This window comes from Enterococcus sp. E5-162 (assembly GCF_035725965.1).
GTDB lineage: Bacteria > Bacillota > Bacilli > Lactobacillales > Enterococcaceae > Enterococcus_B > Enterococcus_B lactis.
The window spans coordinates 15,773-41,907 of the sequence record NZ_JAPRFV010000008.1; the positions used below are offsets into that span (position 1 = coordinate 15,773).

27 protein-coding genes and 1 other annotated feature are annotated in these 26,135 nt (G+C 37.8%); of the genes, 5 read left to right on the top strand and 22 right to left on the bottom strand.

All coding sequences use genetic code 11. From position 1 onward, the window contains the following. Positions 1-173 precede the first annotated feature (173 nt). The 7 genes from OZZ83_RS08870 to OZZ83_RS08900 all read right to left on the bottom strand — a co-directional run bounded on the left by OZZ83_RS08870 (position 174) and on the right by OZZ83_RS08900 (position 5,731). Positions 174-368: a hypothetical protein gene (locus tag OZZ83_RS08870; protein WP_325066046.1), complete on the bottom strand. Its 195-nt coding sequence runs from the start codon at positions 366-368 to the stop codon at positions 174-176. Next, positions 349-2,436, bottom strand: a complete 2,088-nt coding sequence (locus OZZ83_RS08875) for a CD3337/EF1877 family mobilome membrane protein (protein WP_325066047.1) — start codon at positions 2,434-2,436, stop codon at positions 349-351. Before OZZ83_RS08875 ends, OZZ83_RS08870 begins: the two co-directional genes overlap by 20 nt. A gap of 89 nt (positions 2,437-2,525) precedes the next feature. Further along, on the bottom strand, positions 2,526-2,906 hold the full coding sequence (locus OZZ83_RS08880) for a hypothetical protein (protein WP_200126163.1): 381 nt from the start codon (positions 2,904-2,906) through the stop codon (positions 2,526-2,528). A 21-nt stretch (positions 2,907-2,927) separates the two neighbouring features. Continuing rightward, positions 2,928-4,025 carry a replication initiation factor domain-containing protein gene (locus tag OZZ83_RS08885; protein ID WP_325066048.1) on the bottom strand — a complete coding sequence of 366 codons (1,098 nt, stop codon included), beginning with the start codon at positions 4,023-4,025 and terminating at the stop codon, positions 2,928-2,930. 415 nt (positions 4,026-4,440) lie between these two features. Next, the gene (locus OZZ83_RS08890; protein ID WP_325066049.1) at positions 4,441-5,007 is read right to left on the bottom strand and encodes a hypothetical protein; all 567 of its coding nucleotides are present in this window, start codon (positions 5,005-5,007) and stop codon (positions 4,441-4,443) included. Positions 5,008-5,098: 91 nt separating this feature from the next. Then, positions 5,099-5,428 carry a hypothetical protein gene (locus tag OZZ83_RS08895; protein WP_325066050.1) on the bottom strand — a complete coding sequence of 110 codons (330 nt, stop codon included), beginning with the start codon at positions 5,426-5,428 and terminating at the stop codon, positions 5,099-5,101. Between the two features lie 39 nt (positions 5,429-5,467). Next, complete coding sequence (locus tag OZZ83_RS08900) at positions 5,468-5,731, bottom strand: DNA-binding protein (RefSeq protein ID WP_442784193.1); 264 nt, start codon at positions 5,729-5,731, stop codon at positions 5,468-5,470. 190 nt (positions 5,732-5,921) lie between these two features. On the opposite strand from OZZ83_RS08900, the gene OZZ83_RS08905 reads away from it, so the two are divergent. Then, complete coding sequence (locus OZZ83_RS08905; protein WP_325066051.1) at positions 5,922-6,416, top strand: helix-turn-helix transcriptional regulator; 495 nt, start codon at positions 5,922-5,924, stop codon at positions 6,414-6,416. A 56-nt stretch (positions 6,417-6,472) separates the two neighbouring features. Further along, positions 6,473-7,636 (top strand): tyrosine-type recombinase/integrase, encoded by a 1,164-nt coding sequence (locus OZZ83_RS08910; RefSeq protein ID WP_325066052.1) that lies wholly within the window; start codon positions 6,473-6,475, stop codon positions 7,634-7,636. A gap of 97 nt (positions 7,637-7,733) precedes the next feature. Here OZZ83_RS08910 and sufB read toward each other — a convergent pair whose 3' ends face one another. The 12 genes from sufB to OZZ83_RS08970 form a co-directional block, all read right to left on the bottom strand. Beyond that, the gene (sufB, locus tag OZZ83_RS08915) at positions 7,734-9,125 is read right to left on the bottom strand and encodes a Fe-S cluster assembly protein SufB (RefSeq protein WP_002287686.1); all 1,392 of its coding nucleotides are present in this window, start codon (positions 9,123-9,125) and stop codon (positions 7,734-7,736) included. Positions 9,126-9,129: 4 nt separating this feature from the next. After that, positions 9,130-9,600, bottom strand: a complete 471-nt coding sequence (gene sufU / locus OZZ83_RS08920; RefSeq protein WP_252706797.1) for a Fe-S cluster assembly sulfur transfer protein SufU — start codon at positions 9,598-9,600, stop codon at positions 9,130-9,132. Continuing rightward, complete coding sequence (locus OZZ83_RS08925) at positions 9,587-10,822, bottom strand: cysteine desulfurase (RefSeq protein WP_002312075.1); 1,236 nt, start codon at positions 10,820-10,822, stop codon at positions 9,587-9,589. Before OZZ83_RS08925 ends, sufU begins: the two co-directional genes overlap by 14 nt. Continuing rightward, entirely contained in the window at positions 10,819-12,105 is a 1,287-nt protein-coding gene (gene sufD, locus OZZ83_RS08930) for a Fe-S cluster assembly protein SufD (RefSeq protein WP_002308246.1), read from the bottom strand. The genes OZZ83_RS08925 and sufD overlap by 4 nt, the downstream gene beginning before the upstream one ends. Before the next feature lie 12 nt (positions 12,106-12,117). Further along, positions 12,118-12,891, bottom strand: coding sequence for a Fe-S cluster assembly ATPase SufC (sufC, locus tag OZZ83_RS08935; RefSeq protein ID WP_002287679.1), 774 nt, complete (start codon positions 12,889-12,891; stop codon positions 12,118-12,120). A 196-nt stretch (positions 12,892-13,087) separates the two neighbouring features. Continuing rightward, the gene (locus OZZ83_RS08940) at positions 13,088-13,936 is read right to left on the bottom strand and encodes a MetQ/NlpA family ABC transporter substrate-binding protein (RefSeq protein WP_002308245.1); all 849 of its coding nucleotides are present in this window, start codon (positions 13,934-13,936) and stop codon (positions 13,088-13,090) included. Positions 13,937-13,959: 23 nt separating this feature from the next. Continuing rightward, complete coding sequence (locus OZZ83_RS08945) at positions 13,960-14,646, bottom strand: methionine ABC transporter permease (protein WP_002287674.1); 687 nt, start codon at positions 14,644-14,646, stop codon at positions 13,960-13,962. Then, complete coding sequence (locus tag OZZ83_RS08950; RefSeq protein ID WP_002304234.1) at positions 14,639-15,673, bottom strand: methionine ABC transporter ATP-binding protein; 1,035 nt, start codon at positions 15,671-15,673, stop codon at positions 14,639-14,641. The genes OZZ83_RS08945 and OZZ83_RS08950 overlap by 8 nt, the downstream gene beginning before the upstream one ends. Positions 15,674-15,735: 62 nt before the next feature. Next, positions 15,736-15,992: a binding site (T-box leader), on the bottom strand. Positions 15,993-16,067: 75 nt separating this feature from the next. After that, on the bottom strand, positions 16,068-16,406 hold the full coding sequence (locus OZZ83_RS08955) for a glycine cleavage system protein H (RefSeq protein ID WP_002291179.1): 339 nt from the start codon (positions 16,404-16,406) through the stop codon (positions 16,068-16,070). A gap of 1 nt (position 16,407) precedes the next feature. After that, complete coding sequence (locus OZZ83_RS08960; RefSeq protein WP_002308244.1) at positions 16,408-16,764, bottom strand: arsenate reductase family protein; 357 nt, start codon at positions 16,762-16,764, stop codon at positions 16,408-16,410. Between the two features lie 5 nt (positions 16,765-16,769). Further along, entirely contained in the window at positions 16,770-17,957 is a 1,188-nt protein-coding gene (locus OZZ83_RS08965) for an FtsW/RodA/SpoVE family cell cycle protein (protein ID WP_002308242.1), read from the bottom strand. A gap of 193 nt (positions 17,958-18,150) precedes the next feature. Then, a complete protein-coding gene (locus OZZ83_RS08970) occupies positions 18,151-18,993 on the bottom strand; it encodes a LysR family transcriptional regulator (protein ID WP_002308240.1) in 843 nt (280 codons plus the stop codon). A gap of 230 nt (positions 18,994-19,223) precedes the next feature. Here OZZ83_RS08970 and OZZ83_RS08975 point away from each other — a divergent pair, with 230 nt between their 5' ends. Beyond that, a complete protein-coding gene (locus tag OZZ83_RS08975) occupies positions 19,224-20,192 on the top strand; it encodes a TDT family transporter (protein WP_002312068.1) in 969 nt (322 codons plus the stop codon). 373 nt (positions 20,193-20,565) lie between these two features. Continuing rightward, positions 20,566-21,609: a YeiH family protein gene (locus OZZ83_RS08980; protein ID WP_002316496.1), complete on the top strand. Its 1,044-nt coding sequence runs from the start codon at positions 20,566-20,568 to the stop codon at positions 21,607-21,609. Positions 21,610-21,671: 62 nt separating this feature from the next. Here the strand turns inward: OZZ83_RS08980 and OZZ83_RS08985 are convergent, their stop codons facing one another. Next, positions 21,672-22,136, bottom strand: a complete 465-nt coding sequence (locus OZZ83_RS08985) for a methylated-DNA--[protein]-cysteine S-methyltransferase (protein WP_002308236.1) — start codon at positions 22,134-22,136, stop codon at positions 21,672-21,674. A gap of 245 nt (positions 22,137-22,381) precedes the next feature. On the opposite strand from OZZ83_RS08985, the gene OZZ83_RS08990 reads away from it, so the two are divergent. After that, on the top strand, positions 22,382-23,329 hold the full coding sequence (locus tag OZZ83_RS08990; RefSeq protein ID WP_002308234.1) for a glycosyltransferase family 2 protein: 948 nt from the start codon (positions 22,382-22,384) through the stop codon (positions 23,327-23,329). A 335-nt stretch (positions 23,330-23,664) separates the two neighbouring features. On the opposite strand, the gene OZZ83_RS08995 is transcribed toward OZZ83_RS08990, so the two are convergent. Further along, positions 23,665-25,737: a DNA topoisomerase III gene (locus OZZ83_RS08995; RefSeq protein ID WP_002308233.1), complete on the bottom strand. Its 2,073-nt coding sequence runs from the start codon at positions 25,735-25,737 to the stop codon at positions 23,665-23,667. Beyond that, positions 25,670-26,047 (bottom strand): DUF1033 family protein, encoded by a 378-nt coding sequence (locus OZZ83_RS09000; RefSeq protein ID WP_002308231.1) that lies wholly within the window; start codon positions 26,045-26,047, stop codon positions 25,670-25,672. The genes OZZ83_RS08995 and OZZ83_RS09000 overlap by 68 nt, the downstream gene beginning before the upstream one ends. Positions 26,048-26,135: the final 88 nt, after the last annotated feature.

The window sequence follows — 26,135 nt, forward strand, 5'->3', positions numbered from 1 at the left end:
CACAGACCCTTCCATTTGAGAATCTGATTTTCAATTTTATACTATTGTTGATATATCAACGTTTCACCATACTTAAATCATATTTTAATATCACTAAAAATCAATAAATATCAACTCAATGGCATTCAATATGGCATTCAAAAATAAACCGCGTGGGGCGTTTAAAATGTCTACTAAGAAAGTGATTTTTCTAAGAACTCAATAACATTTTTATCCTGATAATTGAAATGATCTACAAACTCCTTCAATGTCCCTGTTTTTTTATTTTTATCAACTGGAGTTCCTAAATAATGGTATGTTATTCCATCTTTGTTTTTAGCTTTATAAAAGTATACAACATCAGATTCATCAATTAATCCGCTTATCATTATTTCCTTCATAATTAAACACTTCTTTCTCACCTAATTCATAGCTACTGCTAATTATATCATGGCTTTTATCAGATAATTCAAGTATCTTATCATAATTACCTGAAACCAAATTATTTACTGTTAAATCAGGAACAGAACCATTTTTTTCAAAAGAATTCTCGTATTCTTGTGCATTCGACTTAATTTCATCATCAGCTTCTCTTTGACTAAAACTGAATTCTTCAGACAGTAAATAATTGGCATTTTCTTCAATCGATTGAGAACTCTGAATACTTTTTGGCGAGAAAATCATAAATCTATCTCTTCTATCCAAATCATTACTTTCTCCTTTACCATCTACAATACCATCAGAATTCTCTTCATAATAAACATTATTTTCTTCAATCTGTTTTGTAATATCAGTATCAAAATCAACATCTTTTAAGATTTTTCCTTCGACACTATTCAGGGAATCAGCTATATTATCAAGCTTTCCTTCAGTACCTCTATTGTCAGTTGCAGCAAAATTATTCATTGTAGGAATCTCGCTTTCTTTATTAAGTGTTCCTTCGTTTTGAATGATATTATTTTCTTTTCGATCTTCATTCTTTATTATCCTATTTGTATTTGGAATGCTTTTGTCACTAATGAAATCATTTGCATTATCAAATTTTCTTTGTTGCCGATCGTCATAAATATCCCAGGCATTATTTTTCATATAATCCGCTGGTTTTTGTAATAACTTTTCACTACTACTGCCCAAAGGTACTCCTACTGTTGCTAAACCAGCAACATCTCCTGCAAACTTTGCTCCCTGACCAACTTTTTCTTTAACTGGCCTAGTAACTTTTTGAAGTATTCCTTTGTCCATAGACGTAACTACGCCGCCAGTAACAACATAGATAAGCTTGTCTTTATTTTTCCATATTAATGTTATAGCGATACATATAGAGCCGATTTGCAACATATAACTTGAAATTCCGGTAGTTGGAATAGTGCTTCTGATCACATCTATTATTGAAACTATAACTAAGAAGAATATCCCGATCAATACTCGAATACCAAATGCTCCTAGTAATATTTGCATAGTTTTCCAAAATGCCTGACGAAATTTAGGTATTAGGCTTAAAAATGCTGATAATCCAACAAAGCCTGATACTAAAAGAGCGACAACTTCTACTAGAAAATTCAAAAATTGTATTCCTAGTAAAGGGATTCCTAATGCTATTGTCATAATAGGTGATAAAAAACTAACAGTAAATTTCCATCCAGCTTTAGATGGCTGTAAAAACTGATTACTTTTTGCAGCCTCATTCACTTTTTCAATATTATCCTTTAGCTTTTTCTCAGTTGGTTCCCCTGTAAATAGAAACTCAGTACTTTTTCTTGGTTCTTCAGGAGTATTAATTTTTGTAGTTTTACCATAATTTATTAAATAGTAAGGTTCTTTTACTCCTAAATCAAATAGCGTATTCTGAATAGAAATAAGCGAATTTTTCTCAGACCCATTTTTATCCATAGAATTAGATTGAATCATAGTAGTTTGTATTTCATTAGAAATGTTATTAAACCACTTAACTAGGTCATTTCCCTTATAGTTCCACCCAAAAGCGAATATTATAACCACCGAAAAAGATACGAATTGACTCATTGCTCGCTGTGGACTTTTAGCAAAATATAAATAAAAAATATACACTGCCATGATCACTAATATTGTCAGTCCAAATTGACCATATAAGGTATCAAACATATTACTTGAATAACGAGTAAAGGTAGATACGTTATCTTGTAATACGCCCGATTTGCCAAATAAATTAATGCCATATTTAAAGACAGAATATATAATCTTGTTAAACTCAAAAAAAAGATTTGCTCCACTGTTTACCCATTCGCCTGTATCTAAGCTAAAAACCGACTCCCACGCATTTTTGGTAGCCATCTGACTACTATATGAATCAAGATTGTAAGTACCACTTTGATCTACTGCAGGAGTATCTGCAATTGGTGTCTGTTCGGCATAAGCAGAAACGTTACAAAAAATAAAACTCATTATTAATAAAAATACTAATATAAATTTTCTTTTCATATTCTAAATCTAACATCTCCTAAAACAAAAAGTGTCTTTAGGAAAAATATTTATTTCTAAATTCAACCTAAAGACAAATTTTCTATATATTATTTATTCTCGAACAATTCAATTCTATCTGCTTTATAATAAATAACTTTTTGAGCCATTGTCACAGCTAGATTGGCAAATCGACATTTTACAGAATCTAATTTCATTATCTCTTCATTGGAAATCACTTTGTCCATACCATCTATTGAAATTTGAGTTGATTTTTTCCGATATTTTCCTTCCAAAATTGTGACATTGTATTTATAACCTATAATTTCATCTGTTTGGAACTTTCTGGGTCTACCATCTTTATCCATGATAGTTTCCCCATCTGAATCTTTCCTTTCCTCAGTCGCAAATTTTGGTAGTACCTCGTCCAATTCAAATTTTGTTCCAATATCTGTTAAATCAAAATCTCTTATTTCTAACATTTTAGCCATACTGAAAAATTCCTCTCGTTTCTAATATTTTTGTTTTTCATAGATATAGGGGATAAGATCCGTTCTATTCTCTTTACTAACAAAATCAATCATTTTTTCGACCATTTCTGTAGACCATCTACATTCTTGTTTGAAATCAGTCAAATTAAAATCCAAATCTACACCATTTTCTATTAAAAAGAAAATCGCTTGCGTTACTGCTAAACCACCTTGATACTGATACCAATTCAAGGTTCGTTCAAAATTACTTACGTCATAACTCTTTCTTAAAATCGGTTCAATACTTGGTTTTAAATACTCTTGCCACCATCTACAAATTTTTTCACATGAAGAATCAGAATAAAAAGATATTTCATTTTTTATAAAACCTCTTATTAAATTTGATAATGGCATATCTTTTGGTAGGTAAGCTATAGATTGAAACAGACTATCTGCTTTGTCTTTTCTTATCTCCGCTTCAAGTCTTGTTAGTGGCGCATTACTCATTATTTGCTCAACCTTTTCAGGATCCAATCCTTTACTCATCTCTTTTGATTTTTCATAGAACCTGAATAAGCATTCCGAACCGCCTGACCCTATTTGCTGAGTTTTCGCCCTTTCTTTTTTTGTAAATTCACTATCATATACTTGATCACTTCTACCACGCGAATAATAAGATTTTTTTTGAACCTTTCTAATAATAGTGTCTACCGTAAAGTATGGTGGTTTGTTGTAATCGTCTAAAGCCAAATCAATTCGGGTTACTGTAAACTTACAACTTGTATCGATTGAATTTGAAATAATTCTCCAAGCTAGTTCTTGAAATACATTGTTTGGACTATCACCCGATCTATTTGCGAATTCATACATAGTGCAAGCTTGACCTGACATTACTAATGTACCTCTGTAAAAAGATTTTGTTTCATCATCGAATGTATAGTATTTTATTGATCCACAACTATAAATCACATCATATTCTTCATGCTTCAATGTACCAGCTTTTTTTGAAACACTGTCTAATGTGATTCCTAGTATAGTGGTGAACAATTCTTCCCATGATATATTTTGAAATATTATTTGTAGCCAATCTACTTTTCCTATAACATTCGAAGACGATAACACTCGACCATTATTTGACATTTTTCACCTCAATATCGGCAATTCTTGCCTCAATTTCACTTAAAAAAATTTGCAAATTTTGCAAGTTTTATTACTTTTGAAAAAAGCTGATAAATCAACGTTTTAATCACTATTTTTGTGGTCAATTCATTTAATTTTTGTCGTTCCGAGGGTGCTGTTAGAGGGACACCCTCAATTTTTTTCTGTTACAGAGACTTAAGAATGAATCAACTTTGTGCGCACAGCGCACTCGCCTGCACGGCAGGCGACCAATCACTATCGTGACCCAGGGCGCCTGTGGGGCGCCCTGGGAGGTGCAGTCGCTTCATTCTTTGCAATACATGTCTCTGATAAGAAACCGTTGTAAGTTCCTTTTAAACACGTATTACTACAACAAAATTAATTACAACTTTGAATAGTCCAAGATTGAAATAATTTACACAGCAATTTCCGACATAATTCCCAAAATTTGAAAAATCTTTTTTAGTTCAGAAGATTTCTTAAGTATATCAATCTGATTTTCTTCAAAATTCTTATTGTCATCAAATTTCATATCATCTTCTTTACACAATGAATCATCTTCAAATAAATCAATAATTCTTGTTTTTTCATTATCCAATTCACTACAATCTAGATTTTCTCTTTCATAAGTAGAGTTTTTTTGTGAACGGAATTTTGAATGCAATGATAACCTCTTTTTTCTTTTTAATCTTTCAGAAGACCTAATTATCCATTCCACCCATTCTGCATCTGAGAATTCTTTGAATTCTTTATATTTTTTTAGCAGTGCTGCTTGCATTTCATGATAGTTTATAGTGTCATATTTTCTATCTTCTTGAGCGGTTAAATACTCTTTTGTGAGTTCATACTCCCACTTGTAATACAACGGATTGATCAACGACTTCGCTAAGTCAATACCATCTTCAATAAAGAAATAATTTGCCTTAAAAACAGATAAAACAGATAGCTCTTCGCAATAATTCTGAATATACTCATTAGACATGACAATCCTCCATAATTATTGGAAAATCCCAAAAAAAAATGTTAATATTAAGTGTATGTTTTTCTTAGAGACTTTCCTAGTTCGTTGCTAGTTAGTCTCTTTTTTTCGTTGCTATAGCTTTTTCAGCATAGCCCTTTATCTGAGGGATTCCTTTTTCAATCACTAAATACAAAATTAGATTTTCAAACGAAGCTTTTCTATCCCTACCACTTTCTTCACACAAATGAAAAAGTGCTGGTTTATCAAAGGAAACTCGAATTTTTGCTTTTTCAAAATCCGCATTTTCTAGAACAACAGTGTACTCTGTTCCGAAATCAACAACTTTTTCTTCGCTACTCACATCTTGATATTCTTCAACACTAACTACCGGATAATCATTTTGTAGTACCGTTTCTTTTACATCGAAAAATTTCATAATCATTTTTTCTTTCCTACTTTCTATTCATTTTTGCGCCCCACGCTATTTTTGTTGTGATAGTAGCCAACTCTCAATTGAAGTCTTTGAATAAAGCGGCGTCCCAGTTTTTAAACGAATTTCAGGACATCCATGTGCAACCCACATTTTAAGAGTTGTCACACTTATATCGAAATAATCGGCACAATGCTTTTGTTTAACAACATCACGCTCTTTTTTCACATCATCTAGTGCACGCTGAATCATTGCAAAAGACTTATGATATATCTCTTTTTCCCATAAAGATAATTTTCCCTCCATTGTGTCCAAAACTTTACCTCCCTTTCAAAAAGTATATTAAAAGAACCATATGATTATTAAAACAACCACATGTACAGAATACCAAAGGTTTCTATAATCGTCAATAAGCAATTAAAATATATTTTTGATTATTAAAACAAACAATAACTGTTGCTTAATTACTTCACATTTTATAATATTGAAATGAGGTGATATATTTATGATTGAAAATTTTGGTATAAATGTTTCTAGACTGAGAAAAAAATTTGGTTATTCTCAAGACGAACTTGCGAAAAAAATTGATGTTAATAGGCAAACCATATCAAAGATAGAAAGGGGAACTGGTAATCCTAATCTTGAAACAATAGAAAAAATCAGTGAAGTTTTCAAGGCAACACCAACTCAATTATTTGGTTCAGAGAAAGAAATTGCTCTTTCTGATACTCCAGCTATCCTAAATAAAATTGATGAATATGACGAAAAACTAAAAGCTATTTTACATGTAGAAAAATTTATCGATTATATGAGAGATTATAATCAAGGAATCTTAGATCAAGAAAGTTCAAATTCCATAGACGCAGTTTTCAATCTTGCTCATTCCATCGAAACAATTGATAAATTTGGTTCTGTTAACTCTGAGTATCTTTATGAAATGTATGAACCAGTTATTAAAATTGCCAATGCTATCAAAACTATTAACGAAGAAAAAGAATAGACACATTACTTATAAATATCCTCATTTTTGTGCCCCACGCAATAAAGGAGGAAATTATGGCAACATTTAACCAATACGAAAAAAAAAATGGCGATAAAGCTTGGAAATTCCAAGCTTACTTAGGAATAGATTCACTAACAGGAAAGCCAGTTAAAACTACTAGAAGAAATTTTAGAACGAAAAAAGAAGCCCAGTTAGAATTATCTAGGCTTCAAGTAGAATTCGAAAAGAATAGTCGATTATTAAAAAAAGAGTCTACAATTACATTTAAAGAGTTATATCTTTTGTGGTTAGAACAATATAGATTGCGTGTAAAGCCTTCAACAGTAGCAACTTCAAAAAGATTTATAGAGGACTATGCCTTGTGTCATTTTGAAAATATGGAAGTTAAAAATATTAGCGTTATATATTGCCAGAGAATCGTAAATTTATGGCATGAAAAATATAAACAATATCCTTATTTTAGAAAGGCAGTAGGACAGGTTTTACAATTCGGCGTTCAAATGGAAATGATCGATAGTAATCCAATGAGAAAAACTATCTTGCCTAGAAAAAAAGAAGTTGAACAATTTCCTAATTTTTATAATAAAGAAGAATTAGAAACATTTTTTAATTGTCTAGACCATCATATTTCAGAATCCGGAAGAACAAGTACAAAATTGCTTGCCTTTTTCAGACTACTAGCCTTCACCGGTATGAGAAAATCAGAAGCTCTTGCACTTCAATGGACTGACATTGATATTTTTAAGAATCAACTTACAATTGGAAAAACTCTAGCGTTAGACGAATTTGGCGAGATTATTGTTCAAGAACCTAAAACTAAAAGTTCTCAACGTACTATAAAACTAGATAAAGAAACTGTTCGAATTTTAGATCAATGGAGAACAAATCAAAAGAAATGGTACTTGGAACGCGGTTTCAATACTTTGAATCAAGAACAATTTCTATTTACAAATAAATTTAACAGTCTTTATTATCCACAGGCTCCTAATGATTGGCTTTACAATATACTCGAAAAATATAATTTACCCAAAATTACACTGCACGGTTTTCGCCACACTCACGCAAGTCTGTTATTTGAATCAGGTGCAAATTTTGCGGAGGTAAAAGAACGATTAGGTCATAAGGATATAAAAACTACAATGAATATCTATACTCATGTCACACCTGAAAAAATACAAGAAACTGGCGAACGTTTTGCCAACTATGTCAATTTTTAACAAATGGCATTCAAAATGGCATTCAATTTCATTTGAACTAATAAAAACAACTCCAGAATCGCTTATATATCAACGATTCTGGAGTATGGTTTTCTCATTAACCTACTGACCCTTCCATCTCATAACTGATCAATCGGTTGAGTTCGACTGCATATTCCATTGGAAGTTCTTTGGTGAATGGTTCAACAAAGCCCATGACGATCATTTCAGTTGCTTCAGATTCTGTCAGGCCTCGGCTCATCAGATAGTAGAGTTGTTCTTCTGAGATTTTTGAGACTTTGGCTTCGTGTTCTAAAGAGACTTGGCTGTTGTGGATCTCATTGAATGGGATCGTATCGGATTTCGACCATTCGTCCATGATGATCGTGTCACATTCGATATGAGAGATCGAACCCGCACTGTTTTTGGCAAAGGTTACTTGTCCTCGATAGTTTACTTCACCGCCGTCTTTTGAGATTGATTTAGAGACGATGGAACTAGAAGTGTTTGGTGCGTTGTGAATCATTTTTGCACCCGTATCTTGGATTTGGTTTGCTCCTGCAAAGGCGATGGAGAGCATGGTGCCTCGTGCGCCTTTTCCATCTAAGTAAACACTTGGGTATTTCATCGTTGTTTTTGCACCTAGGTTTCCGTCGATCCATTCAACGGTTGCGCCTTCGTATGCTTTTGCTCGTTTGGTTACTAAGTTGTACACATTGTCTGACCAGTTTTGGATCGTGGTGTAACGGCAATACGCATCTTTTCTTGTAAAGATTTCTACGATGGCGGCATGCAGACTATTACTTGAATAAGTAGGTGCCGTACAGCCTTCGACATAGTGGATGCTTGCTCCTTCGTCAACGATGATCAGCGTACGTTCGAATTGACCCGTGTTTTCCGCATTGATCCGGAAGTACGTTTGTAATGGAACATCGACTTTGACGCCTTTTGGCACGTAAATAAAGGTTCCACCTGACCATACGGCTGAATTCAGCGCTGCTAATTTGTTGTCGGTTGGCGGTACAAGTTTTGAAAAGTACTCTTTGAATAATTCAGGGTATTCTTTCAAAGCAGAGTCAGTGTCAGTAAAGACGATTCCTAATTTTTCGAATTCATCTTTCATATTATGGTACACGACTTCTGATTCATATTGTGCGGAAGCACCGGCTAGATAAGCTCGTTCAGCTTCTGGGATACCAATCTTTTCAAATGTATCTTTGATTTTTTCTGGTACGTCTTCCCAGTCACGAGCGGGTTTGTCACTTGGTTTTTGGTAATATTTGATGGCATCGAAATCGATGTCTGAAAGGTCGGGCCCCCATGTTTGCATTGGCATTTTATTGAATGTTTCTAGAGATTTCAGACGGAATTCAAGCATCCATTCTGGTTCGCCTTTGATTCTTGACATCTCACGGATCACTTCTTCTGTCAAGCCTTCTCCTGTACTGAAAACCGGTTCGACATCATCGTGAAACCCGAATTTATATTCTTCTAATTCTGGTACGCCCATGTTCTCACTCCTCTTCCTTGTGGTAATGATGGAAAGCTACGGTACCATCGTTTTCCATTGCTTTTCCTAGTGCTTTCCAGGCAAGTGTCGCACATTTGATCCGAGCGGGAAATTTAGCTACACCACCAAGCATAGCAGCATCGCCTAATTGGTCGGGATCTTGGACTTCTTTTCCTTGGACAAGCTGTAGAAAGTCTACAGTTAAATGTTCTGCTTCTTCTATTGATTTTCCAATGACGGCGTCTGTCATCATCGAGGCACTTGCCGTACTGATGGAGCAGCCGCTGCCGTCAAAGGCGATATTTTTGATGATTCCGTCTTTTACATCGACTTGCAATTCGATCACATCTCCACATGTGGGGTTGTTCAATTCAATCTTGCTTGTCGAGTCGGTCAAGCTTCCACGATGATGCGGATGGGAAGAATGATCCAAGATCACTTGACGGTATAAATTGTCTAATTTAGATAGTCCCATGTTGGAAAAACTCCTTTGTTGCCATGATTGCTTCAACTAAACGGTCGGCGTCGTGCGTCGTGTTGTAGAAATAAAAGCTGGCGCGAGCAGTCGCTGATACTTCAAGGTACTTCAATAGCGGTTGCGCACAATGATGACCTGCTCTAACGGCTACCCCTTCCATGTCTAAAGCTGTCGCGACATCATGGGGATGTAACCCATCCAAATTGAACGCAACAACTCCTGTCCGAAATTTCGGGTCTTGCGGACCATAAACAGTCAATCCATCGATTGCTTGTAATTTTGGCAACACATAAGCGGCTAGTTCTTCTTCATATCGATGGATATTGTCCATGCCGAGTTCTTGCAAATAATCGATTGCATGGCCTAATGCGATAGCGCCAGCGATATTTGGTGTCCCTGCTTCGAATTTCCAAGGTAGTTCTTTCCATGTACTGTCGTATAATTCGACAAAATCAATCATTTCGCCACCAAATTCAACGGGTTCCATTTCTTCTAACCATTTTCGTTTACCATATAAAACACCAATACCTGTTGGTCCGCACATTTTGTGTCCGCTGAAAGCAAAGAAATCACAGTCTAGTGCTTGGACATCAATGGCCATGTGTGGGGCAGATTGTGCACCATCTACTACGATGACCCCACCGTTTTCATGGACAAGTTCAGCTAATTCTTGAACAGGATTGATGACACCTAAAACATTGGATACATGAGCAATGGAGACGATTTTGGTTTTGTCCGTAATCTTTTTCGCTGCATCCTCCATATCCAGGAAGCCTTCTTCTGTTAGTTCGATATATTTCAGGACGGCACCTGTTCGTTTTGCCAACTGCTGCCATGGGATAACATTAGAATGATGTTCCATGTAAGAGATCACTATCTCGTCTCCTGCTTTGATATAGCGGTCGCCGAAGCTTCTGGCTACCCAATTCAAACTTGTCGTCGTACCACGAGTAAACAGCACTTCTGCTGTTTCTTTTGCATGGATGAACGCTCGTACTTTTTCTCTTGCTTGTTCATACTCATGGGTCGCGCGTTCTGCTAACGTATGGACACCGCGATGAACATTGGCGTTATCGTGTTCGTAATAGTGCGCTAATGCCTGGAGTACTTGTTTTGGCTTTTGGGTCGTCGCTGCATTATCCAAATAAACGAAAGGTTCATCATTGACGTCTTGAAATAAAATAGGAAAATCATTGCGTAGCTTTTTAGCATCGATCATCCATTCAACTTCCCTTCGATTACTTCGACTAATTCTTTCCGAACTTGTTCTACAGGGATTGCCGTTAAGACAGAACCGAGGAATCCTCGAATCACTAAGCGCTCTGCTTCTTCTTTATGCAATCCTCGACTCATCAGATAGTACATTTCTTCTGGATCAACTCGTCCTACACTGGCAGCATGTCCAGCAGTTACTTCGTTTTCATCGATCAAAAGAATAGGATTCGCGTCACCACGTGCTTTGTCAGAAAGCATCAAGACACGGCTTTCTTGTTGAGCATCTGCACCTTTTGCTCCTTTCAGGATGTGGCCGATACCGTTAAAGGTCAATGTTCCTTTTTCTCGGATCACTCCGTGTTGCAAAATATGCCCGATCGTATGAGGTGCTTTATTGGTTACTCGTGTATCGATTCCTTGGATTTGTCTGCCCGAGCTGATCGCCACGATTTTGACTTCTGCGTGTGCACCTTCTCCTGCTAAATCTGAATCAAAGTCAGCGATCACATGACCGTCATTCATGACACCAATTGCCCAGTCGACAGAAGCGTCTCGTAAAATGTGCCCACGGCGATTCATATAAGAAGTAATATTCTCTCCTAATTGATCTACAGCTGAATATTTGATTTTTGAACCAGCTTTAGCGATGACTTCCACGATGATATTACCTGATGATTTTGCTACTTGTTCTTTGGTTGTCTGGAAACGTTCCAGATAAGAAAATTCACTATGTTCATCTGCCACGATCAACACATGCTTGAAGAAGTGCTCATCGGATGCGCCATCTTGAATGAATAAGGACTCGAGTGGTTCATCGATCACGACATTTTTAGGCACATACAGGAAAATACCGCTGTTCATAAAAGCTACATGGAGTGCAGTCAATTGGTCTTCGTCCAGGTTTACTGCTTTTTTCATATAATATTCTTGGACTAGTTCTGGGTATTCGATCATTGCAGTGAACAAGTCGGTAAAAATGACTCCTTTTTCTGCTAATTCCACAGGTAGTTGTTCAAAAATCGTCCATGAACCTTGTTGGACAAGCACAGGATTGTCTTTCATTGCATCAAATGCTGGAATCGTGCCTGTTTCACTGATAGTTTGTGTTTCTTTCACATCGAATAACGACCAACGATGGAATTTCACCCGATCGATATGCGGCAATGGCAGTTCATCTGCTTTTGTTAGTGCGTCTTGACGGAAGGTTCTCATCCAATCAGGTTCGCCTTTACTTAAAGAAAAATCATTTACCGCGTCAAGATAATCGAGCCAGTTTTTTTCTTTCATTCTTGCTCCCCCTTACGCTTCTTCTTCTTTATAGTCGATTCCTAATTCTTTACTGATTCCAGCGTAACCTTCTGCTTCTAGGCGTTTAGCTAAGTCAGCATTTCCTGTCATGACTACTCGACCTTCCATCATGATGTGAACGACATCAGGTGTGATATAGTTCAATAATCGTTGATAGTGGGTGATGATCAATGCACCGAAATTGTCTCCACGCATTTCATTTACTCCTTTAGCAACGACTTTCAAAGCATCGATATCCAAACCCGAGTCGATTTCGTCTAAAATCGCAAATGTTGGTTCTAACATCAACAATTGTAGGATCTCATTCCGTTTCTTTTCCCCGCCAGAAAAACCTTCGTTCAGATAACGTTCAGCCATTTCTTCTGGCATATTCAGTAAAGCCATTTTTTCATCTAACTTTTTCAAAAATGCCATAACAGAGATCTTGTCGTTTTCATCACGTTTCGCATTGATTGCTGCACGCATGAATTCCGCATTCGTGATACCTGGTATCTCACTTGGATATTGCATAGCTAAAAACAAACCAAGTCGTGCACGTTCGTCTACTTCCAAGTCTAAAACATTTTTTCCGTCAAACAAGATTTCGCCTTCTGTTACTTCATAGTTTGGATTGCCCATGATAGCGGCAGATAAGGTTGATTTTCCTGTGCCGTTAGGTCCCATGATGGCGTGAATTTCTCCGGTTTTCATTGTTAGGTTTACGCCTTTAAGGATTTCTTTTTCCTCGATCGACACATGTAGATTTTTTATTTCTAAGACAGACATGCATTATACCCCCAAATTCTCTTTCGTTCTCACTCATTTTAGACTAATTGAGAATGAAGCGCAATGATCTTCCTTACTAAAATCAAATATCTTTTATTGATTATTAAACAATTTTGATTTCTAAATTAGAATAGGTATAAAAAAGATGAGGAATAAGCCGTTACAGACTTATTTCTCATCTTTTTTGTTTCATTCCTTATTTTGCATCAGCCTTTACTGGTTTAACAGAGCCGCCCCATTTGTCTGTGATCCATTCTTGGACTTCTTTACGGTGAAGCACTTCAATCAGTTTTTTGATTTTGTCACTGTCTTCATCACCTTTGCGAGTCGCAATGATATTCACGTAAGGAGAGTTGTCTTTTTCAAGTAATACGGCATCTTCTAATGGATTCAATCCTGCGCCATAAGCGAAGTTTGCATTGATTGCGACTAGGTCACCTTCATCATTTTGGTACGTAGAAGCTAAAAGTGATGGGTCGATCGTATGGTTGAACTTCAAATTCTTAGGGTTTTCTGCAATATCATCGAATGTGGCTGTTTCCAGATCTACTCCATCTTTGACTTTGACTAGCCCAGCATCTTGTAAAATCGTGATGATGCGTCCCCAGTCTGATTCAGAATTCGAAGTGATGATCGTTGCACCATCTTTTAGTTCAGAAACATCTTTGATTTTTTTAGAGTACAAGCCCATTGGTTCGATGTGGACAGCACCGGCATTGACAAAGTCATACCCTTTTTCTTTGATTTCTTTGTTCAAATAAGGAATATGTTGGAAGTAATTGGCATCGATATCGCCTTCTTCCAAAGATTGGTTCGGTAATACATAGTCATCGAATTTGACGATTTCAAGATCGATTCCTTCATCTTTCAATAATGGTTTCACATGTTCCAAAATCTCTGCGTGCGGTGTCGGTGAAGCGCCGACTTTCAATATCGTGTCGTCTGCTTTATTTGCTGAATCTTTGCTGTCGCTGTTGTTACCGCATGCTGTTAATCCTACAGTCAGCAAAAGCGCTGCTGCTAATCCAAAAATCTTCTTTTTCATATCCTATATCCCCCTATATCCTATTATCTTTTGTCTGTTTTCTTAGTTAAGAAATCACCGATTCCTTGAACGATAAATACGATTAATAAAATAATTAAAGTCGCAACGAATGTCACTGTCAGATTACCACGTTGGTAGCCTTCCTGCCAAGCAAGACCACCAAGTCCACCTGCGCCGATCGCGCCGGCCATTGCAGTAAATCCGATCATCGAGATCGTTGTAACTGTTAATCCAGAAATCAACGCGGGAATACTTTCAGGTATCAAGACCTTCCAGATGATTTCCCAGTAACTTGCCCCCATTGCATCTGCTGCTTCCAGTACGCCAGGGCTGACTTCACGAAAAGCAATCTCTACTAGACGGGCATAAAATGGTGCCGCGGATAAAACAAGAGCTGGAATGGCTGCTTGCGCACCTAGCATAGTGCCTACGATTGCTTTAGTAAATGGAATGATCAAAACCATCAGGATCATAAATGGTGTTGATCGGAAAATATTACTGATGATCGATACGATCCCGTAAATGATTCGAGCATACGGTTTGTTTTTGCGCCCAATAGAGTAAAGGATCAATCCCAAGACTAATCCGATGATCGTCACTAAGACCATTGAGATCAATGTCATATATAGTGTATCAAGGATAGCCTGATTCATCGTTTCCGGATTGATTTGTTTAAAATCTAGATATGTTTCTGAAAAGCTTTTATCCACGATGGATCACCTCAATTCCTACTCCTTGTTCTTTAATGAACACTTCTGCTTGATCTAATTCTTTGGTTTCACCTGTCATCAAGACAGTCAATGAACCAAAGGAACCTTCTTTTACTTGTTTGATTTTCCCGTATACGACGTTGACATCAATGTTATAGCGTCGAATCGCTTGGGAAATAACTGGTTCGTTGGCATTTCTTTCGCTAAAGGTCAAAGTTGCCAAACGGCCGCTTGGATTTTCTTTGATGAGTTCAGCTAATAGTTCTGTCGAATCAGCTTCTGGTTCGATGTCTTGTTGTACAAAACGTTTGGTTACTTCTTTTTTCGGTTGTCTGAAGACAGTCAACACGTCTCCTTCTTCTACGACTTTCCCCAACTCCATCACAGCGACTTTGTTGCAGATTTTGCGGATCACATTCATTTCATGTGTGATCAAGACGATGGTCAAATTCAATTTCTTATTGATTGCTAACAATAAGTCTAATACTTCTTCTGTTGTTTGCGGGTCCAATGCACTCGTAGCCTCATCACAAAGCAGGATCTCAGGATCATTTGCCAATGCTCGTGCGATACCGACACGTTGTTTCTGTCCGCCGGAAAGTTGTGAAGGATACGCTTGTCCGCGTCCTTCTAACCCGACTAAACGCAACAATTCTTCTGCTCGTTCTTTGCGTTTGCTCTTTGGTACACCAGCTAATTCCAACGGCAGCTGGATATTTTCAAGTACAGTTCTTGACCATAACAGGTTGAAATGCTGGAAGATCATACCGATTTTCTTTCGGAATGTACGTAATTCTTTGTTTTTTAATTTTGTGATATCTTGATCGTTTACGATCACTTCGCCGCTCGTGGGAAGCTCAAGTCCATTCAGGAGACGGACTAATGTACTTTTTCCTGCCCCAGAATAGCCGACGATTCCATAAATATCCCCTTTTTCAACGTTTAGTGAAACGTCATTGACGGCTTGGATGTTTCCGTTTTTCCCATTGAATGTCTTTTTGACATTCGTTAGTTGGATTAATGACATGCCATTCACATCTTTCTCTTATGATTTTTCAAACAAAAAAGCCTTCGCCCTCTTGCCTTAAGCAAAAGGACGAAAGCTTGAACTTCCGTGTTACCACCTTGATTTACCGTTACTTCGCAATAACAGCCTCTTCCAGTACTTGGACTTAGCTTCTTTCCGTATACTGTCGCGCTGTAACGGGCACTCCCGTAGTAAGTTTGCTTACGCTCGCTTACTCTGCTCTAAGACCATCTTCCATCTCATTTTCGTTACCCATTTTCAGCAAACAGGGCTCTCTTCAAACGTCCGTGACATGTACTCTTCTTTTCAAAGCTTTCTCGTTTCATATAGGATTGCTTATGATTATAGCAACTGGAAGAATCAGTGTCAACTTTTTTCAAGTGATTTTCTGATTTTATAATTCGTCAAATTCTTTTGGATCAACATCTTTGAAACTTAAGATCCACGCATTCATTTCATCTGAATCATTCAAGATATTGATATCTTCACCGATTTTATCATTCACAGAAGAAACTGTACCCGTTAGCGGGCTAGCAAATTCATTGACCGCTTTTTCCGCTTCGACTTCGATCAGAGGTTCATCTTTTTTTAGCGATTGTCCTGCTTTTGGCAAATTGGCAAACGTGATGTCTCCGAGTTCTTCTTGCGCTTCATTTGTCAAACCAACACAGTATTCTTTTCCATTAAATAAGATCCAAAGGTTGTCCTTTTTCTTCAAATGTTTGCCTGCCATTTTATATCAGTTCTCCTTCATAAATTTTTTCATTGAATCCAATTGCAACAAGCTGGTCCTCTTGCACGATCAGCGGCCGCTTGATCAGCATGCCATCTGTCGATAAGACTTGGCTTGCTTTTGAAGCCGTAAACTCGCCTACTTGATCTTTCAGTCCAAGTTCTCGATATTTCATCCCGCTTGTGTTGAACAGGCGACGGATCGGTACTTGACTCGTTTCTAGCCAAGTCTCAATCGTTGAGGCCTTCGGTACTTCTTTGATCATATCAACAGTTTGATAACTAACGCCATGCTGGTCTAACCACGCTTTGGCTTTTTTGCATGTTGAACATTTCGGGTACCAGTAAAAGGTGTACAATTTTCTTACCTCCTTGAAGATCTTGCAGGTGCTTCATTTTGGTATCTCATCGATAATATCAATCCGACACCGATCATGTTCCCTAAAATCGAAGATCCTCCTTGGCTAATGAAAGGCAATGGGATCCCTGTTAAAGGAAGTAATCCGATATTTGCTCCAATGTTCTCAAAGACATGGAACAGCAGCATCATGATCAAACCGCTTGCGATATAGGCGTAAAATTCATTGTTCGTATCGAAACACACCCGAATCATACGATAAATTAAAATAAAATACAAGAAAATGACGAATGCACCACCGATAAAGCCGAAGTTTTCACCGATAACGGTAAAAATCATATCGGACTCACGAACAGGCACATAAATATTGCTTACATTGAATCCTTTACCAAACAAGCCACCGGTGCCGATTGCCAAAAGTCCTTGTGCCGGCTGGTAACTCATCCCAGACGTATCATGGAAAGGATCCAGCCATGAATCAATACGTGCAAATTGATAAGATTTGAAGCCCACTTTATAAAGCAAGTCTCTTCCGCCTTCAGTCGTCACTAAGAAAATCGTTCCTGCACCAACGACTACTGCTAAGATCACTACAGGGGCGATGATGCGCCAAGAGATTCCAGACATCAAGAATATCCCGCCGAAGATCGCAAGGAAGACGAGCATCGTTCCAAAGTCATCTTGAGCCATGATCAATGCTAATACCGGTATCGTCACGATCAAGAGCTTCCCAATCAGCCAAAAGTCCGATTTCATCGTCCGTTCTTTTACTTGCGTATTATGTTTGGTCACGATCAGCGCCATCATCAAGATGTACGCGATCTTCATTAGCTCTGCTGGCTGGAAGGTGAACGCACCGAATCGGAACCAGTTTTTAGAACCTGTAGAATCGGCTAAATTCTTGTCATAGAATTCCAGTAAGAGTCCCATTACTACTAACCCCAAGCCATAAAGGTAAGGAGTCAGTTTCCAGATCCATTTGGAATTCAAATGCATGATGACAACGATTGCTGCCGCCCCAACTAAATACCAGACAACTTGCATCCCTACGCCTTTCAAGACTGCTGGATTGTTCGGATCATGGCTAAGTGCTACATATAATGAGAGCAGACCAATCAAACATAACAGAAAGACTGGTAAAATCACGCCATAATCAATACGATTATCGTTCGAAGCTTTTAATTTTTTTTCCATGTTTCATCCCTTTTCTTAAAAACCATACTGCTGATTATTATAGCGGTCCAGTTAGATAATGGAAAGTCTTTCCACAGACATTTGGGAAAAATTAACTTTCCGTTTTTGCAGCTGCTTGAGCAAACGGAAGGCAAAAGCCTACTGCTTATCTTTAGTGTATCACAGAACTTTTTTTGATACATGCAATTATCTATCAGCTGAGATTCTCCTCGCTGTGAGAAGTTTCTGTGCTTTCATTGTATCGAAGGATCTCTTCAGCAATCTCTAACAGCTGATCAGAAACCAGATTGGTTCGTTGAATGAAATAAAAATACCGATGGAAATTCAACGGAATCATTGGTACGTCTTTTGGCACAGAGCGCTCAGATAAAATCGAGCGTCCGATTCCTTCCTTCAGCAACGCAACGATCACATCATTGCTTTTCACGATCATTTTCTTATCTTGGATGTTCATTTCTTCAAAATAACGTTGTGTGTAATGAAAAACGCCAGAATTTGCTTCTCTTACAAGCCACAATTTACTTTTTGGGTCCCCAGCAATGACTAGCTGGTCTTCCATCAAGGAGTACCTTTGTACGCCGGAAGTCTCTAATGGCTTTTCGATAAAACCAAAATCGGATTCATGTTTCGCTACTTGTTCTAATGATTCATGTGAATTCGCGATCTCGATCTCAAAATGCACTTTAGGAAACCTTTTGATCAGATGTTTCATCAACTGAGGCAAAAGATAAACAGCAAATGTGTGGGAAGCAACGATCCGACATACTTCTTCTTCATTTTGTTCATTGAGCAATTTTTGCTGGGTCTCTTCCCATTCTTCTAATAAAACCAGCGTCCGCTCGTATAATAAATCGGCTTGCTTAGTTGGAAGCATCTCTTTTCTGCCATTACGCTGAAAAAGATCAATATTCAACTCCCGCTCTAATTGTTTGATTTGATTCGAGACGGCTGGCTGAGATAAAAACAGTACTTCTGCTGCTCTAGAAAAATTTCTTGTTTCATATACTGCTCGAAAAGTCGTTAATAACTTAAACATGGCACCACTTCCATAACTTTTTATGATAATTACTATAAAAACTATTTGATTTAAATATACAAAAAACCATCTATAATAGAAATGTACAACAAAACAGTTGCTGATCCAACTAGTAACTCAGACAAGATAATCAGCTGTCTGCTTTGCTCGTAATCATACAGACCTATTCATTTTACAATGTATTCGTTCATCTTGGTACTAAAATCTATTAAATAAAAAGGAGAATGTATATGAAGAACTTTTTGAAAATTATTCCGATCCCGATCTGCGGGTTGATTCTTGGGTTAGCTTCCCTTGGAAATCTGTTTAAAGACTATCACCATGTTGCTTTAGGCAATCTAACTGGCGGTATCTCAATGATTCTTATGATATTCATTTTTGTTAAATTGTTTATCTTATTTGAGCATACGAAACAAACATTGCATGATCCGATCATCGCCTCCGTTTCACCAACTTTTACGATGTCACTCATGGTTATTTGTACTTATTTTGTTTCATATGAAAGTATTGCACCGATTGTCAAATTCATTTGGTTGTGTGCAGTTATTTTCCAAGTGATACTTGTCTTTTATTTCAATTATCACCATGTCATCAAAGCTGATCTTTCTATTGAAGCAATTTATCCAAGCTGGTTTATCATTTATGTTGGGTTTGGGGTCATCACTGTAACTGCTGGGAACTTCTTCCCACTTATTGGAAAAATCTTCTTTTGGATTTCATTGGTCTGCTATGCGTTCTTATTACCAATCATCATCAAACGTGTCTTTTTCGTAAGAAATATGGCTCATCCAACACGTCCGCTGATTACGATCGTTGCAGCACCTGGTTCTCTTTGCCTGACAGGTTACCTGAAAAACTTTGCAGAACCTAACTTTTATCTTGTCGTAGCGTTGTTCGTTTTATCTCAAGTATTGTATTTCGTCGTGCTGTCTATACTGCCACGCTTGTTCAAGCTTCGTTTTTATCCAAGCTACGCAGCCTTTACATTCCCACTTGTTATCTCTGCAACAGCTCTATTTACTACTGTTCATTACTTCAACAGTTTAGGTATTTATAGTAGCGTATTAGATTTCTTAAAAATTGCGGAATGTCTGTTTGCAAGTGTAGTTGTCTTCTACGTGCTTGCTCATTACGTACGTTTCTTAACTAAAGAACATAGCAAACATGGAAAATTTGTTTCTAAAAAAATCGCTTCATAATTGATTCGATTGGTTGTGAAAGAAGTGGTCAGCTTCTAGAAATAAGAAGGAATATACGAAAATTGCTTCTCAAATTTTTGTAACATTTCGGCTTATTTCCGAAGAAGCTACTTCTGGAACACCGTTTACCAAGAGGTCGTGAAAAAGCCGCCTAGTTTCGAGTAGTAAGAAAAATTTTGTGAAAATGGCTTTCCACATTTTTGCATAAATTTGGCTTAATACCGAGAAACTGGCTTTGGAACACCGTTTATTCGAAACAAGAGGTTGTGACAAGACTTTTGTCACGACCTCTTATTCTTTTGTCAAAATACTGGTTTAGTGCTACTATGTTCGAGTATGCTTTTAGTATTTATTGACGAAAGGAACCAATCAAATGAAATCATTGTCACATCCAATAAAATCTGTAAAGGATTCAGCGGTCCGCGAGATTTTGCCCGGATTACTGCTTTCTTTTGCCATCGCTGCCGTCAGCCGGCTTCTTGCTATTTATCTGCCACAGTTAGGTGGAGCGACTATTGCTATTTTATTGGGTATTTTATTAGGAAATACTTTTTTTAAACAGCCTGTTCTAGCAATCGGCACAAAATTCGCTGAAAGCAAACTATTGGAATTCTCTGTTTTTTTACTAGGTGCAACTGTCACCGCTCAAACGATTGCTCAAATTGGTGTAAAAGGAATTGTTTTTGTGTTACTACAGATGTCAGTCACTATCATCGGTGCTTACTTGATTGGTAAGAAACTGCAATTCAGCGATACTTCTTCTTTGATGATGGCTGGAGGAAACGCTGTTTGTGGTTCTTCTGCTATTGCTTCGATCGCCCCTTCCATCCATGCAAAAGAGGAAGAAAAAGGACAGATCATCACACTGGTCAATCTACTAGGTACTATGATGATGTTGACCCTCCCTTTTCTTGGATTACAGCTATTCGGAGGAAATCTCATTGAAAAAAGCGCACTTTTAGGTGGCACACTCCAATCTGTGGGTCAAGTAGTCGCTGGTGCAAGTTTGCTTGACAGTTCTGTTGTCGAATTTGCCATGTTGTTTAAGATTCTACGTATCATGATGCTTGTTGTTGTTGTCTATTTGTTTGAAAAATTCATGCACAAGAAACAACCAGCTCTGTTTGAAACACCGACTGATACGCAGAAAAAACGAAAATTACCGCTTCCTTGGTATGTATTAGGGTTTGTGATCTTTTGTTTGGTCAACAGCTTGTTTTCTTTACCTGTAGTTATTGACCAATCGGCACATTTTATCAGTAGCTGGTTTGAGATCACTGCTTTAGCGGCAATTGGGCTGCGTTTAGACTTTGCAAAATTCATGAAAGAAGGTACACGATTCTTATCTTACGGATTGGCTGTCGGGCTTCTCCAAACAGTAATGGCTTTACTATTTATTTGGCTGATCAAACTTTAGAACAAACACGAAAAAACAGTTGTGATTCTCGCATGGAACAATGTTCGAATCACAACTGTTTTTTAATTTTGCAGATACCCTTCTAATAGCAACAATTGGCGTTTGATTTCGACTCCATCTGTTGCGTTTCCCATATATCCTGTCAGTTTTCCATTTTGCCCGATCACTCGATGACAAGGAATAACGATTGGTAATGGATTGGTTCGATTTGCCTGTCCAATCGCTCGCACAGCTTTCGGACTAGCGACAGCAACGGCTACTTCTTTATATGTTCGGATTTCTCCATAAGGAATGGTCGACAAAGCTTTCCAGACATTTTGCTGAAAAGGCGTACCTCTCTTTATAGATAAAGGAATTTCAAATTCTTTTCTTTTTCCCGTAAAATATTCTTCAAACTGTTCTTGTGTGCGCGTTAAAATTTGCTGATTCGCTGATTTGCTTTCCGAAATTGGCTGAAAAGATACAGCAGTCAACCCGGATTCATCTGCATCTAACCATAAAAAGCCGATAGGTGTGTGTATTTTCATTTTGTTTGCTCCTGGTCAACAGACTGGAACTTCCTCCTTTTTCTCTGTCCGAAACTACTTGCCAACTACTAAAAATTGTTCTTAAAAATTTGATAAACCCAGGAAACATGGTAAACTAAATACGGTAGTTTACCAAAAGAATACCTGTTCTTTTACGTAAAATCAAATTTAAAAGGTGTTATTTAAGGTTTATTAAATTTTGAATGTAAACCATATATAAACATACGATTGAAAGGAAAGAAACGATGAAAGTATCAATTGTTGTCCCATGTTTCAATGAAGAAAAAACGGTTCCTCTTTTTTTTGATGAGGTTGAAAAATTCAAAGGTCCCCATGAGTTCGAATATTTATTTATTGACGATGGATCAAAAGACGGTACATTAGCAGCAATCAAGAAGCTAGCTGCAGCTTATCCTTATGTCCGCTTTGTCTCATTTTCCAGAAATTTCGGGAAAGAAGCGGCTCTATACGCTGGATTACAAGCTTCTACAGGAGATTTAGTGACTGTTATGGATGTTGACTTACAAGATCCACCTGAACTGCTTCCTGAGATGATTGAACGAATCACTACTTCTGATATCGATTGTGTCGGCACCCGGCGTTCGACTCGTGAAGGTGAGCCTGCAATCCGCAGCTTCTTCGCGAAAAAATTCTACCAGTTGATTAATAAAATCAGCGATACAGAAATGGTCGATGGCGCTCGTGATTTCCGTTTGATGACCCGACAAATGGTGGATGCTGTCCTAGAACTAACAGAATACAACCGATTTTCAAAAGGTTTATTCAGTTGGGTCGGATTCAAAACAGAATATATTTCTTATGAAAACCGCGAACGTGTAGCTGGTGAAACATCTTGGTCCTTCTGGAAATTGTTCAACTACTCGATTGATGGTATCGTGAACTTCTCCGATGCGCCATTGACAATTGCTTCATTTATCGGCGCTTTGTCTTGTGTCGGTTCTGGTATTGCGATCTTGTTCATTATTTTGCGGGCATTGCTGTTTGGTGATCCTACATCAGGATGGCCTTCCATGGTCTCGATCTTCCTATTCATCGGCGGAATCCAACTGTTATGTCTTGGAATCATCGGGAAATATATCGGAAAAATCTTCTTAGAAACGAAGCAACGTCCTGTTTATATTATTAGAGAAACAGAAAAAGTGAAGCCAAATGAATTGAAGCCTCACCAATAATATACGTCAAATGAAGTAAACATTTTTTTAAATGAAGAGGGACTGTGACAAAAATCTTGTCGCAGTCCCTTTTTCCGAACAAACGGTTTTCAATCAACTAACCTTCGGTATTAGCTCAACAAACGACAAAATATGAGGAGCTATTTTTGTTTGCTGTTCTTATTACTTGATGCAGGATGATGCAGAACAGCTTTTTCACAACCTCTGATATATGGTGTTCCAGAAGTAGCTTCTTCGAAAAATAAGCCGAAATGTTACAAAAATTTGAGAAGCAATTTTCGTAAATTCCTTCTTATTTCTTGAAGCTGACCACTTCTGTCACAACCTCCATCTTCTTACTTCTTCATTGCCGCTTTTAGTGCTGCTGCTAATGGGCTTTCTTCTGGTTCTTCTGCCTGTGCATATTTTTTCAGCAAGCGACGTTCTTCATGTTTGGTCATTTTCTTCTTCTGCTCTTTTTTATCAAGCATTTTTTCTGTCGTTCCGTCGTATTTACAACGGAAATAAGCACCATTTTTGCCTTCGATGATTTCCATTTTCCGGTGGCATTGTGGGCAGCGATGGTTGGAGACTTTTGGATCTTTTCTTCTGCGGTAGTTGCAATCTGAATTGGTGCAGACATAAATTTTGCCGTCTCGCGTGTTTTTCTCACGCAGATTGGCCCCACATTCTGGACATTTCTTTTGGGTAATCGAGAAATCTTGATATTCTTGTTTGCTTGATTTGATTTCATTCACCAAGCGTTTTGTTTCTTTTTCGATTCCATTCAAGAAGGTTCCTGCTTGTTTCTTTCCTGCAGCAATAGCTTCAAGGTCTTTTTCCCAGCTTTCTGTCAGATCCGGTGTCACTAAAGATGGGTTGACTAATACTAATAATTGTTTACCTTTAGGGGATACTTGCAGTCCTTGAGGGGTACGTTCCATCAACTCTGATTTGATCAATTTTTCAATGATCTCTGCACGAGTAGCCGGGGTTCCCAGACTGTATTTTTCCATTTGTCCAAGCAAGCTTGCTTCTGTCAATGGTTTAGGCGGTGCAGATAATTCTTTTTTGATGGTGAAATCAGGATTGATCCGCATTCCTTTTTCCCATTTGACTGTTTCCGTTTCAGATTCAGTTTCGCCTTTCCACCCTGCTTGGATGACACGATTTTGTCGGAAAATGAATTGTTCTTTATCAAATTCAACCGTGACTTTTGTCTGACTGACTTTGTGTGGTTGAGCAAACAAGCCTAAGAAACGAGAGACGATCATTTGATAGATTTTTTGCTCTTCATTACTTAGTTTTTCATAACGTGCTCGGTTTTCAGTTGGCAAAAGCGCATGGTGATCGGTCACTTTATTGTCTTGGAATACTTTTGTCTGTTGGACGATGGCTCCGTTTTTCAAATACTGCTTGACCTCAGGAGCAAAATCGCTGACTGCTTGCAGTCGTTCGTTCATCGTACTTTTCATGTCGTTTGTCAGGTATTTGCTGTCTGTACGCGGATAAGTAACGATTTTATGGGTCTCATATAAACTTTGTACAAGACTTAATGTTTTCTTTGCAGAATAGCCATAGCGTTGATTGGCTTCTCTTTGGATCTCTGTTAAATCATAAGGTAGCGGCGCAGATTCCGTTTTTAATTTTTCTTGGACTTCTGTGACAGTTCCTTTGCTTGTACTGATCAATTGAACAAGTTTTTGTGCTTCTTCTTGTGTTTTTAAAGCAAATTGATTTTTTTGAACCATTTTGGCTTGTTCTTTTCCAGCGTGCAACGTGATCGTGAAATACGTTTGTGGACGGAACTGTTCGATTTTCTTTTCTTGGTCTCTCACTAATGCTAGTGTCGGGGTCTGCACACGGCCCGCTGATAAATTATCCGCGTACTTCACAGTTAAGGCTCTGGTCACATTCAATCCTACCAACCAGTCCGCTTTTGCCCGGGCAAGAGCAGATTCATACAATGCATCATATTCTTTTGCAGGTCTTAGTTGCTTGAATCCTGTTTTGATTGCTTTATCTGTTTGAGAAGAGATCCATAACCGCTTCACTGGTTTATTGAAATGCACATACTCTAAGATCCAGCGAGCAACAAGTTCCCCTTCCCTTCCGGCATCTGTCGCAATGACTGCTTCTGAGACATCTTTTCGTTGAGCCAGCTGCTTGATTGCTTTTAATTGATATCCTGTTTTAGGAAGTGGTTTGATTCCTAGTTTTTTAGGGATCATCGGCAACGTGTCCATTTGCCAGCTCTGCCATTCCTTATTCAGATCTTCCGGCATTTTCAATCCTAATAAATGACCAAGGGCCCAAGTAACGATCACCTTGGGTCCTTCGTAATAATTTTTGTGCTTTTGATTAGCACCAAGCACCTTGCTTAGGTCTTTCGCAACGCTTGGTTTTTCCGCTAGAATTAGTTGTTTCATAAAATTCCTTTCTGCTTTCTACTGTGATGGGCTGATGATTTTTCAACAACGCAAGTCCCTTGTATTGCTGTAAATCATCGTCACACTCTTCACACCAGCGCTCATCTCCGTCATTCCAAAAGGCGCTGAGAAAGTTTCTTTTCGCATTGATATATTCATAATTTTGATGGATCGCGATCCATTGTTTTTCGTACGCTTGTCGTGCTTCTTCAAAAGACTCGAATGTTTCTTCTGCTTCAATATCTTCTTCCCAGTCTTCAAAAAACCACCAAGGCTCATTGTCCCCGAACATGGTAATTACTTGATACATACTCGTGCTCCTTCTTTCAGCTTTTCTAGACTCATCTTAGTCACTTTTCAAGAAAGTTGCAAGAATTTTCTCTTATAAAAGGATCATT

Coding starts and splice junctions, on each gene's coding strand:
- OZZ83_RS08870 (WP_325066046.1), bottom strand. CDS start 368: ATGATAAGCGGATTAATTGATGAATCTGATGTTGTATACTTTTATAAA.
- OZZ83_RS08875 (WP_325066047.1), bottom strand. CDS start 2,436: ATGAAAAGAAAATTTATATTAGTATTTTTATTAATAATGAGTTTTATT.
- OZZ83_RS08880 (WP_200126163.1), bottom strand. CDS start 2,906: ATGGCTAAAATGTTAGAAATAAGAGATTTTGATTTAACAGATATTGGA.
- OZZ83_RS08885 (WP_325066048.1), bottom strand. CDS start 4,025: ATGTCAAATAATGGTCGAGTGTTATCGTCTTCGAATGTTATAGGAAAA.
- OZZ83_RS08890 (WP_325066049.1), bottom strand. CDS start 5,007: ATGTCTAATGAGTATATTCAGAATTATTGCGAAGAGCTATCTGTTTTA.
- OZZ83_RS08895 (WP_325066050.1), bottom strand. CDS start 5,428: ATGATTATGAAATTTTTCGATGTAAAAGAAACGGTACTACAAAATGAT.
- OZZ83_RS08905 (WP_325066051.1), top strand. CDS start 5,922: ATGATTGAAAATTTTGGTATAAATGTTTCTAGACTGAGAAAAAAATTT.
- OZZ83_RS08910 (WP_325066052.1), top strand. CDS start 6,473: ATGGCAACATTTAACCAATACGAAAAAAAAAATGGCGATAAAGCTTGG.
- sufB (WP_002287686.1), bottom strand. CDS start 9,125: ATGGGCGTACCAGAATTAGAAGAATATAAATTCGGGTTTCACGATGAT.
- sufU (WP_252706797.1), bottom strand. CDS start 9,600: ATGGGACTATCTAAATTAGACAATTTATACCGTCAAGTGATCTTGGAT.
- OZZ83_RS08925 (WP_002312075.1), bottom strand. CDS start 10,822: ATGATCGATGCTAAAAAGCTACGCAATGATTTTCCTATTTTATTTCAA.
- sufD (WP_002308246.1), bottom strand. CDS start 12,105: ATGAAAGAAAAAAACTGGCTCGATTATCTTGACGCGGTAAATGATTTT.
- sufC (WP_002287679.1), bottom strand. CDS start 12,891: ATGTCTGTCTTAGAAATAAAAAATCTACATGTGTCGATCGAGGAAAAA.
- OZZ83_RS08940 (WP_002308245.1), bottom strand. CDS start 13,936: ATGAAAAAGAAGATTTTTGGATTAGCAGCAGCGCTTTTGCTGACTGTA.
- OZZ83_RS08950 (WP_002304234.1), bottom strand. CDS start 15,673: ATGTCATTAATCCAACTAACGAATGTCAAAAAGACATTCAATGGGAAA.
- OZZ83_RS08955 (WP_002291179.1), bottom strand. CDS start 16,406: ATGGCAGGCAAACATTTGAAGAAAAAGGACAACCTTTGGATCTTATTT.
- OZZ83_RS08965 (WP_002308242.1), bottom strand. CDS start 17,957: ATGGAAAAAAAATTAAAAGCTTCGAACGATAATCGTATTGATTATGGC.
- OZZ83_RS08970 (WP_002308240.1), bottom strand. CDS start 18,993: ATGTTTAAGTTATTAACGACTTTTCGAGCAGTATATGAAACAAGAAAT.
- OZZ83_RS08975 (WP_002312068.1), top strand. CDS start 19,224: ATGAAGAACTTTTTGAAAATTATTCCGATCCCGATCTGCGGGTTGATT.
- OZZ83_RS08980 (WP_002316496.1), top strand. CDS start 20,566: ATGAAATCATTGTCACATCCAATAAAATCTGTAAAGGATTCAGCGGTC.
- OZZ83_RS08985 (WP_002308236.1), bottom strand. CDS start 22,136: ATGAAAATACACACACCTATCGGCTTTTTATGGTTAGATGCAGATGAA.
- OZZ83_RS08990 (WP_002308234.1), top strand. CDS start 22,382: ATGAAAGTATCAATTGTTGTCCCATGTTTCAATGAAGAAAAAACGGTT.
- OZZ83_RS08995 (WP_002308233.1), bottom strand. CDS start 25,737: ATGAAACAACTAATTCTAGCGGAAAAACCAAGCGTTGCGAAAGACCTA.
- OZZ83_RS09000 (WP_002308231.1), bottom strand. CDS start 26,047: ATGTATCAAGTAATTACCATGTTCGGGGACAATGAGCCTTGGTGGTTT.